Consider the following 14,261-nt stretch of genomic DNA (forward strand, 5'->3'; position numbering starts at 1 on the left):
GTCCCGGCTCCCTCTCCTGCGTTTCTCGCGAAAACCCGTGCCTCATACACCCAATCGGTGAAAATGTCACCGATATTAGGGGTGCACGAACTCAACGGGCCATTGAGTGATACTCATGATTGGGCCGCATGTCGGTTGCCGCGGCGACCCGGTTGGTCATGTTGAAGAAAGCGGTGACGGAGGCGATGTCGAAGATGTCCCGGTCGGTAAATCCTGCGTCGCGCAGGCCCTGGCGGTCGGCATCCAGAATTTCCGCGGGCCGTTTCGGTGAGCTTGACAGCGAAATCGAGCATGGCACGGTGGCGCGTGGAAAGATCGGCCACCCGGTAGTTCATGACCATGAGTTCGCCGAGGACCGGATCTCCGGAGAGGTTCGCGGACGGGCGGCACCATGAGCGGTCAGGCAATAAAAACAACGATTGACGGAAGATACCGCAACGGCAATCATTTCACGCTCGAGTTTCGACAGTCCGCATTCCGCCAGCATGAGGTCGTTGTACATATCCGTGAAGGCCCTGAGCTTCGCTTCGTCGAAGGCATAGGCTTTCAGAACATTCGGAACCAGGCCGAGCTTTTCCTGGCATAGATCGAAGTAGGGCCTGTGTCTTTTCGCTCAGCGGTGCAGTTGCCTCAATATCCAGAGCCGTCGGTTTTTCTGTCACGTTTATCTCCCCGTTGCAGACGTCGTTTTAATTCGGTTCACCATATCAGGTTAGCATGGGCGTCCCGAAAGGGATAAAAATACGAAAGGGTTGGAAATGCCGGAGTCGCGCGAAGCCGAGAAGAAACAACTCATTGAAAAAGTTCATGCTTCTCTCGCCAAGGAAGATCAGGCGCTCGCCGACTTCGCTGATGCCTTTTTTGCCCGAGGCGCCGCGGAAGACCTTGTTGCCTATACCTGCGAGGAGTTGTGCGGATTCGCGCACCTGGCGTGGCGGGATTTCCAGTCCCACGACCTCGGCACCCATCGGGTCAGCATAACCAATCCCGACTTCGACGCACCGGGCGATAAGGCCGGCGAACTGACCGTCATCGAGGTCGTCAACGACAACATGCCGTTCCTGGTCGATTCGGTCATGGACGAATTGCAGGAAAGCCGGCTTGAAGTCCATCTGGTGCTGCATCCGACCTATATCGTCGAGCGCAACAAGAAGGGAAAGCTGGAAACCGCCGTCGCGCCGAAGCGGAAGGCGAAACGCTCCGACCGGCAGGAAAGTCTCATTCATATCCATGTGGCGCGCATGGATTCCGAAGAGGCAAGGGATGCACTGGAAGAGCGGCTCAACCAGGTTCTCAAGGATGTCCGGTCCGCGGTTCGCGATTTCAAGCCGATGCAGGAACGTCTCGCGGAGGCGATCGATACCTACAAGACCACGGGTATTGCCGGCAGCAATGACGAGATGTGGGAGGCGATTCACTTCCTGGAATGGATGGCGAAGAACAACTTCATCTTCCTTGGCATGCGCGAGTACAAGTTCGAAGGCGGTGTGGAAGAAGGTGAACTTTCCCCCCATGTGGGAACGGGCTTAGGGCTTCTGGCCGACCCGGATGTTCGGGTCCTGCGCCGGGGATCGGAATTCGTTCAGATCACGCCGGAAATCCGTGAATTCCTTTTGAAGCCTGAACCGCTGATCATTGCCAAGGCCAATGTGAAGAGCCGGGTGCACCGCCGGGTTCACATGGACTATGTCGGTGCGAAGATCTTCGATGACGACGGCACCATGGTCGGTGAGTTGCGCATTGTCGGCCTGTTCGCGTCGACGGCCTATACGGAACCGACCGGCACGATTCCCTTCCTGCGCCGGAAGGTCGCCAGCGTCCTGGCGCTCGCCGGCTACGATCAGGACAGCCATTCGGGGCGGGCGCTGATCAATGTGATGGAAGGCTTTCCCCGCGATGAGCTGTTCCAGATCGACAAGGACACCCTGTTCGACTTCGCAATTGCGATCCTGCAGCTCGACGAACGTCCCAGGGTCCGGGTCCTGCCGCGCGCCGACAAGTTCGACCGCTATGTCTCGATCCTCTGCTTCGTGCCGCGCGACCGCTACACCACCGAAGTGCGTCTCAATATCAGCACCTATCTGTCCGGGGTCTACGAGGGCCGGTTGTCAGCCTGGTACGTGACCTATCTGGAAGGTCCGTTGGCGCGGGTGCATTTCATCATCGGCCGCGACAAGGGCAAGACGCCGACGCCGCCCCAGGAGGAGCTGGAACGCGCGGTCGCCGATCTGATCCGGACCTGGCCGGACAGCCTGCGCGATGCGATGCGGGCCCGGTTCGATCCGGTCACGGCCCGGCATCTGGCCGAACGCTATGCGCTTGCCTTCCATGGCGGCTACAAGGAGGTCTACAACTCCGAAAGCGCCCTGTCGGATGTGGTCAAGGTCGAGGCCCTGTCGGAAGAGCGCAATACGGCGGTGACCTTCTTCCGCAATCAAGGTGACAAGGACACAAGGCTCTCGCTCAAGGTCTATCACCAGGGTGCGCCGATCCCGCTTTCGGCCCGTGTGCCGCTTCTGGAAAACATGGGTTTCAAGGTCATCAACGAGCGGACCTACCGGATCACGCCGACCGGCCGGACCCTTTCCTATCTGCACGAGATGACGCTTGAGGCAAGCCGTGGCGGAGAGATCGACTTAAACGCCGATCTGAAGGAACGCCTGGAGCGCCTGTTCATGGCCGTCTGGCAGAACCGGGCCGAAAACGACGGCTACAACGGCCTCGTTCTGTCCGCGGATCTCGCCTGGCGGGATATCGCCGTGGTGCGCGCGCTGTCCAAATACCTGCGGCAGGCGGGTGTCCGGTTTTCCGAAGACTACATGTGGACCACGCTCAACAATTATCCGGATATCGCTTCCAAACTGGTCGAGCTGTTTCATCTGCGCTTCACCCCGTCGACGAACGGCGACGACCGCACGCTCGGCACCGCACGCCTCGAAAGCGACATCAACAATGCGCTGGAAGCGGTCTCCAGCCTGGATGACGACCGGATCCTGCGCCGGTTCCAGAACGCGATCGATTCGATCCTGCGCACGAATTTCTACCAGCTGGATGCGGAGGGCCAACCGAAGCCGACCTTCGCCTTCAAGGTGGATTCGCGCAAGATCATCGATCTGCCGCAGCCGCGCCCCGTTCCGGGAAATCTTCGTCTACAGCCCCCGTGTGGAAGGCGTGCATCTGCGGTTCGGACGGGTTGCCCGCGGCGGATTGCGCTGGTCCGACCGGCCCCAGGATTTCCGCACCGAAGTGCTCGGCCTGGTGAAGGCGCAGCAGGTGAAGAACGCGGTGATCGTGCCTGTGGGCGCGAAGGGCGGTTTCGTGCCCAAGCACCTTCCGGAAGGCGGCGACCGGGAGGCCGTCTTCAAGGAAGGCACCGAAAGCTACAAGACCTTCATCAACGCGCTGCTCGACGTCACCGACAACCTGGTCGACGACAAGGTTGTGCCGCCCAAGGACGTTCAGCGCTACGACGATGACGATCCTTATCTCGTCGTTGCCGCCGACAAGGGTACGGCCACCTTCTCCGATACGGCCAACGGGATTTCGGAAGGCCGCGATTTCTGGCTCGGCGATGCCTTTGCCTCTGGCGGATCGGCCGGCTACGACCACAAGAAGATGGGCATTACTGCCCGCGGCGCCTGGGAAGCGGTCAAGCGGCATTTCCGTGAAATGGACCGCGACATCCAGACCGAACCGTTCACGGCGGCCGGCGTCGGCGACATGTCCGGCGATGTCTTCGGCAACGGCATGCTCCTGTCCAAGGTCACCCGGCTGGTGGCGGCCTTCGATCACCGGGATATCTTCATCGACCCGGATCCGGACCCCGCGACAACCTGGGTGGAACGCAAGCGCCTGTTCGATATGGGCCGGTCGTCCTGGCAGGACTATGACACGTCGCTGATTTCAAAGGGCGGCGGGGTGTTTTCCCGCTCCGCCAAGTCGATCGATCTTTCGCGCGAGGCTCAGGAATTGCTCGGTATCGCCCGGGCCAAGGCCACGCCGCAGGAGGTCATGTCGGCGATCTTGCGTCTGAAGGTGGATCTCCTTTGGTTCGGAGGGATCGGCACCTATATCCGTGCGACAACCGAGACGGACGCGGATGCGGGCGACCGGGCCAATGATCCGATCCGGATCACGGCGCCGGATGTCGGGGCCAAGGTGATCGGCGAAGGCGCCAATCTGGGCCTCACCCAGCTGGCGCGTATCGAATTCCACCGAAAGGGCGGGCGCTGCAACTCTGACGCCATCGACAACTCGGCCGGCGTGAACTCCTCCGACATGGAGGTCAATATCAAGATCGCGCTGGGTGCGGCGGTGAAGGCCGGCAAGCTGACGATCGACGAGCGCAACACGCTGCTCGCGCACATGACCGACGAGGTCGCCGACCTGGTTCTGCGAAACAATTATCTGCAGACGCTTGCCATTTCGATGACCGAACGGCGCGGAACGGAAGACTTCGGCTTCCAGGTGCGCATGATGCGCCGGCTCGAGCAGGCCGGGCATCTGGATCGTCAGGTGGAACAGCTGCCGGACGAGGCGACCCTGGCGGAAATGGCGAAGAGCGGCCAGACGCTCACCCGCGCCGAACTGGGTGTTCTGCTCGCCTATGCGAAGATCCCGCTTTTCGACGAATTGCTGGAAAGCACCGTTCCCGACGATGATTATCTGGGGCGGGAGCTGTTCCGTTATTTCCCGGACGAGATGGCGGAATCTTATTGCGACGAGATCAAGGGCCATCGGCTGCGGCGGGAAATCATCGCCACCATGCTTGCCAACTCGATGGTCAATCGGGGCGGCCCGACCTTTCTCACCCGGCTCAAGGATCAGACGGGGGCAACGACGCAGGACATCGCCAACTGTTTTGTCGCCGTCCGCAACAGCTTCGATCTAACGGATCTCAACAACCAGATCGATGCGCTGGACACGAAAATCGACGGATCTCTGCAGCTTGAGCTCTATGCCAAGGTGCAGGATCTCCTTCTGGAACGGGTGATCTGGTTCAAGCGCCATGTGTCGTTCGAGCAGGGTATGGCCGATGTCGTCGACCGCTTCAGCCGCGGGATTGCCGATCTGCGGCCCCGGTTGAAGACGGCGGTTAGCGGCACTCTGGCTGAAGGGCTCGATGCGGAAGCCCAGCGGTATCAGGAAGCCGGGGTTCCGGAACCCCTTGCGCAGAGGATCGGCTGGCAGCCGGTCGAAATCGCCATTCCGGACATCATCATGGTGGCGGAAGAAACCGAGGCGGCGCTCGATGTTGCCGCCAAGGCCTTTTTCGAGGTCGCGGAATTCTTCCATATCGAGGACATGCATTCCCTCGCCCGCAATCTCCTGCTGAATGATTACTACGACGGTCTTGCCCTCGACCGGGCCCGGTCCGCGCTGGGCTTTGCGCATCGGGATCTGGCGGTTCAGGCGATTTCCGCAGGCGGTTTCGAGACCTGGCTTTCGACCCATGAGAAAGTCGTCGAGCGGACCATCCGGACCGTCAACGAAATCCTGGACGGCGATCTGACCGTGTCGAAATTCTCCGTCGCCGCAAGCCTTCTGGCCGAGGTGTCCAAGTAGGGCGATCCGCTTCAAGAGGCCGGCAATGCCGGCCTTTTCCTGCCGAAGGTTTGAATTATGACTATCACGGGCAAAGGGGCAGGACGCCTCGCCGTTGTCTCCTGGGCGCTGTTCGACTGGGCCGGGCAGCCGTTTTTCACGCTGGTCACGACTTTTGTGTTCGCGCCTTATTTCGCGTCCGCGCTGGCGGCGACTCCGGCCGAGGGCCAGACGTTGTGGGGCTATGCGACGGCCGCCGCCGGTCTCGCCATTGCGATCCTGGCGCCGGTCCTCGGGTCTGTCGCCGATGCGACCGGACACCGGAAGCCCTGGATTTTTGCGTTTTCCGTCCCCTTCGTCATGGCCTGCATGATGTTGTGGCAGGCCGCACCGGGCGAGCCGTCGGGTGTTACGACCGCGCTCGTTGCATTTGCCATCGCCACCTTGTCGATCGAGTTCGCGACCGTCTTCAACAACGCCATGATGCCCGACCTGGTGCCGCCGGAGCGGATCGGACGTCTGTCCGGCGCCGGCTGGGCGACGGGCTATGCGGGCGGTTTGGTGAGCCTCGTCATTGCGCTCGGCTTCCTGGCGGCCAATCCGGAAACCGGACATACGCTTCTCGGACTGGATCCCCTGTTCGGGCTTGATCCGGTCACCCGGGAGGGCGACCGGGCAGCAGGTCCGTTCTCCGGGCTCTGGTATCTTGTGTTCGTATTGCCGTTGTTCCTGTTCGTGCCGGATGCTCCGAAAAAGGCGCGGCTCGCACCGGCCGTGCGCGCCGGTCTTGGCAATCTGGCAACGACCTTCCGGAAGGCGCGGTCGAACAAGGCGCTGTTCACGTTCCTGATCGCCAACATGATCTACAAGGACGGACTGGTCGCGCTTTTTGCCTTTGGCGGGATATATGCCGCCGGCCAGCTTGGCTGGGGGTCGATCCAGATCGGCAGTTTCGGCATTCTGCTGACGATCACGGGAACGATCGGCGCAGTCGTCGGCGGGCGCCTGGATGACACCTATGGCCCGAAAACGGTTCTCTTCGGCGCGCTGGGCATCCTGATCATCTCCGGCCTGGGTCTGATCTCAATCGACCGGGACACCGTGCTGTTCGTGATACCGGCGACACCCGGCGCGCCGGGCAGTCTGTTCAGTTCCTTACCCGAGCAGTTGTTTATGGGGCTTGGTGCCCTGATCGGGGCTGCGGCCGGCCCGCTTCAGGCGGCCTCGCGCAGCCTACTGGTCGCAATCGCGCCGAAGGAACAGATGACGCAGTTCTTCGGTCTGCTTGCCCTGTCGGGCAAGGTGACCAGTTTCATGGCGCCGTTGTCGGTCAGCCTGATGACCGCGTGGAGCGGCAGCCAGGCGGCGGGCATGTCCGTCATCCTGGGGTTCTTCGCCGTCGGCGGCTATCTGCTCTTCCTGACAAAGGAAAACCGCGCCGCCTGAGATCAGACGGCGCGGTTTATATTCGAAAAACTTCGCGCGTGATCAGTGGCGGAAGTGGCGCATGCCGGTGAGCACCATGGCCAGACCCGCCTCGTCGGCTGCCGCGATAACTTCGTCGTCGCGCATGGAGCCGCCCGGCTGGATGACCGCCGTGGCGCCGGCTTCGGCGGCTGACAGCAATCCATCCGCAAAGGGGAAGAAGGCGTCGGAGGCAACCACGCAGCCCTTGGTGAGGGCTTCGGACAGGCCGGCCGCCTCCGTTGCGTCGAGCGCCTTTCGGGCGGCGATACGCGCGGAATCGACCCGGCTCATCTGGCCGGCACCGACGCCGACCGTGGCGCCGTCTTTTGCATAGACGATGGCGTTGGACTTGACGTGCTTGGCGACGCGGAAGGCGAATTTCAGGTCGGCCAGTTCCTGGTCGCTCGGTGCGCGCTTGGTCACCACCTTGAGATCCAGATCATCGACGACGCCATTGTCGCGGGACTGGGCGAGCAGGCCGCCGGCGACCGACTTGACGAACAGACCCTTGGCGCGCGGATCGGCCAGGCCGCCGGTGAGCAGCAGGCGCAGGTTCTTCTTGGAAGCGATGATTTCCTGGGCTGCTTCATCGGCATCCGGCGCGATGATCACCTCGGTGAAGATCTTGACGATTTCCTCGGCCGCGGTGGCATCCAGGGTCTTGTTCAGGGCGACGATGCCGCCGAAGGCGGAAACCGGATCGCAGCGCAGGGCCAGTTCGTAGGCTTGCCGGAGCGTTGCCGCTTCGGCGACACCGCAGGGGTTGGCGTGCTTGATGATGGCAACGGCGGCGGTGCGCGACGGATCGAATTCGCTGACAAGCTCGAAGGCGGCGTCGGTGTCGTTGATGTTGTTGTAGGAAAGCGTCTTGCCCTGGATCTGGCGGGCAGTCGCGACGCCCGGACGCTCTTCGCCGGTCTTGTAGAAACCGGCGGTCTGGTGCGGGTTCTCGCCGTAGCGCATGACTTCGGCGAGCTTGCCGCCGACGGCACGGTAGGACGGCGTTTCCTCGCCGAGCTGATCGGCCATCCAGTTGGAGACGGCCGCGTCATAGGCTGCGGTCCGTGCGAAGGCCTTCAGGGCGAGCTTCTTGCGCAGCTCGATGGGCGATTGGCCGCCGTTCTTGTCCAGTTCGGCGATCACCTCGTCATAATCGGCCGGGTCGGTCACGACCGTGACATAGGCGTGGTTCTTGGCGGCCGCGCGGGTCATGGCCGGGCCGCCGATGTCGATATTCTCGATGCCGGTGGCATAATCCGCACCCTTGGCGACGACATCCTCGAACGGATAGAGATTGCCGCAGAACAGGTCGATGCCGGTGATGCCGTGGTCGGCCATGGCCTTCTGGTGGTCGGCGTCGTCGCGGATCGAGAGCAGGCCGCCGTGAACGGCCGGATGCAGCGTCTTCACCCGGCCGTCCATGATTTCCGGAAAGCCGGTGACCTCGGAAATGTCGAGGACGGCAAGACCGGCATCCTTCAGCGCCTTGTAGGAGCCCCCGGTTGAGACCAGTTCCACGCCCCGGTCCGCAAGCGCCTTGGCGAAATCGATCAGCCCGGTCTTATCGAAAACGGAAAGAAGCGCGCGCTTGACGGGAACGAGCGGCGGAACGGGGACGCTTTTGGAAACAATGGCCATCGATTTGCCTCGTGATGTGGGATTTGGCGTCGCCCTATCACGAAAGCCGGCAAACCGAAAGACGCCTAGAGCATCAGGCGATAACTTTGGAACATTTGATGGCCGAAAGCAGCCCATCGGCTGTGTTGCGTCGCTTGCTCTATTCGAAGGGAAGCTCGGCTTCCGGTTCCATTTCCGTTTCCAGCGTGCCGGGTTTGGCGGCCGCGGTCCGGCGGAATTGCCAGGACTGGGCGGGCGCTTCTCCCAGCCGGCCAGACAGCACGATCTGCATCGTCTTGCGATGGCCGAAAACGTCGGAAAGATAAATCGATTCTTCCAGGGACAATTCGGAGCCCGGAGCATCGAATTCCCAGGCTTCGCCGTCCCGGCAGATCAGAAGCACCGATGTTCCGCTGCGCAGCAGGTTGGCCCGCACCTGCGGATGCAAGTGAAAGCGGATTGCATAGTGGTTACCGGGCTCGACGTGACCAACGGGCGTAAACGTATCGATACCGTCGAGGACGGTTCCGTCGCCGGCCAGCCGCAGGTCCCTTGCGTGAATGACGCCGAATTCCCGGGCGTATCCGTCGTGGGAGGCGGTGATGTGGATGCCGGCATCATCGTCGGAACGGTCGACCTCCACGGATTTGGGACCCGACATGACCGGAGCGCCCAGCCAGTTGTTCAGATACCTGTCCGACAGGAAGCGGCAGGAGGATGTGTCCTCGATTGTTGCCGTGGAATGGGCAGCGGTCGAGCGGCTCACCTTGCGCCAGATATCGTTCGATTTGGGCGAGACGCCGCAATTGACGACGATCCGGTTGAGACGGCTGGAAAATTCGAAGGACAGGCAACCGGCATGAGCGTCCTCGCTCAAGAGAAGCTCGGGCGGCTTGCCCGTGTCCGCGAGCACGATCGTCTCTCCGCCCATCAGCCGCTGGTAACCGGAATGGGGGGCGTTTGACGGTGGCGCGCCGCGGGCATCGTCATATGCCATGATCGTCGCCACAAGGTCGTTCGGCGTAGATCCCATTCCGTTGAAATGAGCGAAGGCGCCGTCACCATGGCGGAAGAACCGCATCATCGGCATCATCCGATCGACGGACTGGAGCATGGTCGCCGGCAATTCCAGACCTTGCGACACCAGCGCCTGCCGGACCGGCAGAAGATCTGTGAGGATGTCGATAATGGCCCTGGGATTACGGGAAATGTGTCCGCCGTCGGGAAGGATCTGTTGTTTCAGTTCCTGATCGAGCCGGCGGACGGCCTGGCGAATGAAGCGCCCCTGCCCGGCCATGGAAACGCTGGCGGCGGTGATGGCGATGGCGACATGAAGTTGCTCGACGCCTTCATCGGCCTCGTTGATCGTCTTGCGCAGAAATTTGACCTGCCGCCCAAGGGAACGCAGGAAGCGCTCGTAGAAGCTATGGTCGCCGTCTTCCAGGAGAAACGGCGATTGGGCGAGCCAGGACATGACCCGCCGGGCCACGACCGGCGTTTCCCAGCCGATGGCGTGGCGCCGGCCGCAGTGTTTGATCCAGTCGTCCACAAGCGCACGGGCGTTCTGCCGTGCGACCTGGCTGTTGGAAGCTCTCAGATCGCGCAGCCAGCCGAAACTGTGCAGCTCGCGCTGCCAGTCGGGGTGCGCCGGCATGATTTCGAACGGGGAAAGGCCCTGGGTTTCGATCAGGTGACCGGAAAACAGAAACCGCCCGCCATAAATGTCGGCCGCGTTGGTGGCATCTGTCGTGCGCAGGTCCTGGGGCGCGATCGTCAGCCGTTGCGGGGTCCTTGACATGGGCTGCAGGCGGAAGAAAGGCCCGCCGTGCAGCCACCTGAGGCCGCGCTGCCAGGCATAATGCGCCATCAGCCGCCAGATGCGGCTTTTTTCCAGGACGGTATCCATGGTCATGGGGGAAACCCGCCAACTCTATGAACGCACGCGCGAATACCGATATCCCTTTCAACGGAGGCCTATACCAAACGGTAAGGTTATCAAATCATTTCAATTATGAGGGAACGAACGGTTTAAGTGCCGTTAAAACCGTTTCAATCGTGCGGCAAAAAAGCCGTCCAGCCCGCCGGGGATGTTTTCCGTATCGGTCAGATGGGAGGGCAGCGTTCTCAGGTAGCCGTCCGGCGTAATACACTGGGAAAGCCCGCCGATTTCGTCGGCAAGGACCGGGACCACCTCGAAACCCGTCGCTTCCGACAGGAATGCACCGATCTGGCTCTCCCCTTCCGACCGTTCCAGGGAACAGGTGCAATAAACGAGTAAGCCGCCGGGTTTCAGCCAGCCCGCCGCCCGGCGCAGGAGTTCCGCCTGGATTTCGGCCAGTTTCTCAATGTCTCTGGGCCGCTTGATCCAGGCAACGTCCGGATGGCGGCGGATCGTTCCAGTCGCGCTGCAGGGCGCGTCGAGGAGAATCGCGTCGAAAGGCTCGGACGGCTCCCATTCGCGCAGATCCGATGCGACGATTTCCGCCGTCAGGTTCAGCCGGGCGAGGTTCTCGCTCACCCGCTTCAGGCGGCTTTTGGAAATGTCGACGGCGGTCACGTTTGCGCCGGCTGAGGCAAGCTGTGCCGTTTTACCGCCGGGCGCCGCGCACAGGTCGGCGACCCGTTTGCCCGATACGTCGCCAAGAAGCCTTGCCGGCAGGGAGGCGGCCGCGTCCTGCACCCACCAGGCGCCCTCTTCGAAACCATCCAGCTTGTCGACGGCGCCTTTCTTCGACAGTCGCACCGTTCCGGCCCCGACAACCGTACCCTCGAGGCGCTGAGCCCAGGTTTCGGGGTCCTGTTTGACAGTGAGATCGGGCGCGGCTTCGCGTTTGTGAGCGGCGGCAATTTCCCGGGCCCGGTCTTCGCCGTAGGTTTCTGTCCAGCTTTCGAACAGCCAGTCAGGCGTGTTCAGCCGGTTCGCATCGAGATCGGCGGTGACATCCTCCCGTTCCCGTCCAAGCCGGCGCAGAACGCCGTTGACGAGGCCTTTGTACGGACGTGCGCGCTTGTCGACGGAGGCGTGATCGACGGCCAAGGAAACAGACGCCCGGTCGGGAACATCGAGATAGAGCATCTGGGCGATGGCGACATGGAGAATGTCGAGGACGCGCCCGGTCTTCTCCGGAATATCCCGGTCGAGCAGACGGTGTAGAATTTCGGAGATTTCCCCCCGGTGGCGGAGGGCGGCGCCCACGATGGCGCGCACCAGAGACCTGTCGTTGGCGGCAAGGGCGCGAAAGCCGGAATGGCCCGACGCCGTGTCCAGCTCCCCGTCGAGCGGGCGATATTTGTGAACCACATTGCCGAGAATGTCCGCGGCGACTTTTCGCGCGGCAAATCCGGGCTTTTCTCGGTTGTCAGCGCTGTTTTGCGCGCCTTGTTTTTGTTTTGGGCGGATTGGCTTTGCCAAGGACGTTTCCGGTATTTGTGCTTTTGAAGCGAAAAAGAGAAGCGCCGCGACCGATTGCCGGCCGCGGCGTGCATACATTGATCATAAGCGCAGGCTTCGTTTCGTAAAAGCGCTTTCTTGTCTGGTATTTTCCGGCGGGCTTCTAGCCCCACGGGCCTTTCGGGCGACGGGGCTCCCGAGGAGCGGCCCCCCAGGGACCGGAGGTGCGGGACGCCGGTTCGGCATCGTAACCGCCGCGGGTCCGGCCGTATCCGCCGCCGCCGATTCCGGAAGCCGCGAGCTTGCGCAGCTCGTTGATGCGGTTGTCCGTGTTCGGATGGGTGGAAAACAGGTTGTCCATCCGTTCGCCCGACAGGGGATTGATGATGAACATATGCGCGGTCGCCGGATTGTGTTCCGCGTCCGGATTGTGAATGCGTTCCACGCCGCCCGCGATCTTGTGGAGCGCGGACGCCAGCCACATCGGTTCGCCGCAGATTTCCGCGCCCATGCGGTCGGCGGCATATTCGCGGGTTCGCGAGATCGCCATCTGGACCAGCATCGCGGCAAGCGGTGCGACGATCATCGCCAGAAGCACGCCGACGAAACCGAGCGGGTTGTTGTTGTCCCGGTTGCCGCCGAAGAAAAACGCGAAATTCGCCAGCATGGAAATCGCACCGGCGATGGTCGCCGTGATGGTCATGATCAAAGTGTCATGGTTTTTCACATGGGCGAGCTCGTGGGCCATCACACCGGCGACCTCTTCAGCCGACAGGATGTTCAACAGGCCGGTGGTTGCCGCGACAGCTGCATTCTCCGGATTCCGTCCGGTCGCAAAAGCGTTCGGCTGGGGGTTATCGATCAGATAGACCTTGGGCATCGGCAGGCCGGCGTTGGCCGCCAGTTGCCGGACGATGCGGTAGTATTCGGGCGCTGTGCGCTCGTCCACTTCCTGCGCATGATGCATGCGCAGGACCATCTTGTCGGAATTCCAGTAGCTGAACATGTTCATCCCGGCGGCGATCACCAGCGCGATCACCATGCCGCTCTGGCCGCCGATCATGTAGCCGATGCCCATGAACAGGGCGGTCATCGCCGCCAGGAGCATTGCCGTCTTGATGTAGTTCATCTCGTCTTTCCCGTCGTGCTTTGTGGGCACGGTCCTTTTTGCAATTGGGAGCGAGGCCTTATATAGCCTCATGTCGAGTTAGAAATGGGGATGTTCCGCAATTCCTGCAAGCAGCAGGCGGGGCAGATCCGCAGAAATCGGGAGTAACGCGATGGCCGGAGACAGCGACGCAAATCCGGAATTCAAGGTTGCCGCCGATGCGCCGTCTCTGCGCACGCAGGTGGAAGAGGCGCCGAAGCGCCGTTTCGAAGACCTGCCGCCGGCCGCCCAACGGGCGCTGAAGGAAGCGGAAGCGCGCCGAAAGGACATCGACGCCAGACAGGCGGCCATGGCGAAGGAAATCAACGGCCGCGGCGGTCTGGAACCGACCCGCTACGATGACTGGGAAATCAAGGGACTGACCTCGGATTTTTAAAGCTAATCCCTGTCTTTCCAGGCAAGCGTCCGGACGACGCCGGCGATCGCTTCCGAAAGCGGTTGCTGCATGTCCGGATCCAGGTGGACCGCATCCACTTCGCTCACCGTGACCACGGACCCGGTATCGAAGAAGGCGGCGCCGTAATCGGCGGCGATGCGCTTGTATTCGTCCTTCAGCTTTTCCGATTCGGCCCGGCTCGCGTCGCCGGAAAACATCGGTTCCAGCGGTGACTTTGAAAAATCACCGAGTGGCGGCGGCGCCATCAACAGCACCTTCGGCGCACGCCCTTCCGGATCGTCGGTCGGCTGGCGGGCGTAGTCCAGAAGTCGCGACATGGCGTGGGCAATGGCACCGGCACTCAGGCCAAAACGGGTCTGCAGGTCGTTGGTGCCGAGCATGATGATCAGAATATCGATCGGCATGTGGGTCTTGCGGACGGTCGCGAGATGGGCCAGGCCGTTCTTGTCGCCGCGCACCGGATCTTCGAAAACCGTGGTCCGGCCGTTGAGACCTTCCTCGATCACGTAGAATTCGTCGCCGAGTTCTTTCTGCAGAAGTCGTGTCCAGCGGACGTCGTGACCGTAGCGGGTGCGGTCACCCGGTTTGAAGCCCCAGGTCAGGGAATCGCCGAAACAGACGACGCTGACCGGTTTGCCGGACTGGCTCATTCGAAAAGACCTTCTTCTGACAATCAA

The 14,261-nt window shown here is 61.9% G+C and carries 7 protein-coding genes and 2 pseudogenes; 3 read left to right on the top strand and 6 right to left on the bottom strand.

Annotated features, from left to right (window positions below):
- Positions 1 to 91: 91 nt before the first annotated feature.
- A pseudogene (locus tag ABIN98_RS18860) lies at positions 92 to 662 on the bottom strand (peroxidase-related enzyme).
- Between the two features lie 96 nt (positions 663 to 758).
- On the opposite strand from ABIN98_RS18860, the pseudogene ABIN98_RS18865 reads away from it, so the two are divergent.
- Positions 759 to 5,565: pseudogene (locus ABIN98_RS18865) on the top strand (NAD-glutamate dehydrogenase).
- Between the two features lie 57 nt (positions 5,566 to 5,622).
- Entirely contained in the window at positions 5,623 to 6,990 is a 1,368-nt protein-coding gene (locus ABIN98_RS18870) for an MFS transporter (protein ID WP_346912103.1), read from the top strand.
- A gap of 42 nt (positions 6,991 to 7,032) precedes the next feature.
- Here ABIN98_RS18870 and purH read toward each other — a convergent pair whose 3' ends face one another.
- The 4 genes from purH to htpX all read right to left on the bottom strand — a co-directional run bounded on the left by purH (position 7,033) and on the right by htpX (position 13,148).
- Positions 7,033 to 8,649: a bifunctional phosphoribosylaminoimidazolecarboxamide formyltransferase/IMP cyclohydrolase gene (purH, locus tag ABIN98_RS18875; protein ID WP_346912104.1), complete on the bottom strand. Its 1,617-nt coding sequence runs from the start codon at positions 8,647 to 8,649 to the stop codon at positions 7,033 to 7,035.
- Positions 8,650 to 8,788: 139 nt separating this feature from the next.
- Positions 8,789 to 10,540 (bottom strand): heparinase II/III family protein, encoded by a 1,752-nt coding sequence (locus tag ABIN98_RS18880; protein WP_346912105.1) that lies wholly within the window; start codon positions 10,538 to 10,540, stop codon positions 8,789 to 8,791.
- A 126-nt stretch (positions 10,541 to 10,666) separates the two neighbouring features.
- Entirely contained in the window at positions 10,667 to 12,040 is a 1,374-nt protein-coding gene (gene rsmB / locus ABIN98_RS18885) for a 16S rRNA (cytosine(967)-C(5))-methyltransferase RsmB (protein ID WP_346912106.1), read from the bottom strand.
- Positions 12,041 to 12,182: 142 nt separating this feature from the next.
- A complete protein-coding gene (gene htpX, locus ABIN98_RS18890) occupies positions 12,183 to 13,148 on the bottom strand; it encodes a zinc metalloprotease HtpX (RefSeq protein WP_346912107.1) in 966 nt (321 codons plus the stop codon).
- A gap of 151 nt (positions 13,149 to 13,299) precedes the next feature.
- Between htpX and ABIN98_RS18895 the strand changes: the two genes are divergently transcribed.
- Positions 13,300 to 13,563, top strand: coding sequence for a DUF1674 domain-containing protein (locus ABIN98_RS18895; protein WP_346912108.1), 264 nt, complete (start codon positions 13,300 to 13,302; stop codon positions 13,561 to 13,563).
- 2 nt (positions 13,564 to 13,565) lie between these two features.
- On the opposite strand, the gene ABIN98_RS18900 is transcribed toward ABIN98_RS18895, so the two are convergent.
- Entirely contained in the window at positions 13,566 to 14,234 is a 669-nt protein-coding gene (locus ABIN98_RS18900) for an SGNH/GDSL hydrolase family protein (RefSeq protein ID WP_346912109.1), read from the bottom strand.
- Positions 14,235 to 14,261 lie beyond the last annotated feature (27 nt).

Origin of the sequence: uncultured Roseibium sp., from assembly GCF_963675095.2 — a bacterium.
Lineage (GTDB): Bacteria > Pseudomonadota > Alphaproteobacteria > Rhizobiales > Stappiaceae > Roseibium.

Bases quoted from the DNA above. Each gene is read 5' to 3' on its own strand.
- ABIN98_RS18870 (WP_346912103.1), top strand. From the start codon at position 5,623: ATGACTATCACGGGCAAAGGGGCAGGACGCCTCGCCGTTGTCTCCTGG.
- purH (WP_346912104.1), bottom strand. From the start codon at position 8,649: ATGGCCATTGTTTCCAAAAGCGTCCCCGTTCCGCCGCTCGTTCCCGTC.
- ABIN98_RS18880 (WP_346912105.1), bottom strand. From the start codon at position 10,540: ATGACCATGGATACCGTCCTGGAAAAAAGCCGCATCTGGCGGCTGATG.
- htpX (WP_346912107.1), bottom strand. From the start codon at position 13,148: ATGAACTACATCAAGACGGCAATGCTCCTGGCGGCGATGACCGCCCTG.
- ABIN98_RS18895 (WP_346912108.1), top strand. From the start codon at position 13,300: ATGGCCGGAGACAGCGACGCAAATCCGGAATTCAAGGTTGCCGCCGAT.
- ABIN98_RS18900 (WP_346912109.1), bottom strand. From the start codon at position 14,234: ATGAGCCAGTCCGGCAAACCGGTCAGCGTCGTCTGTTTCGGCGATTCC.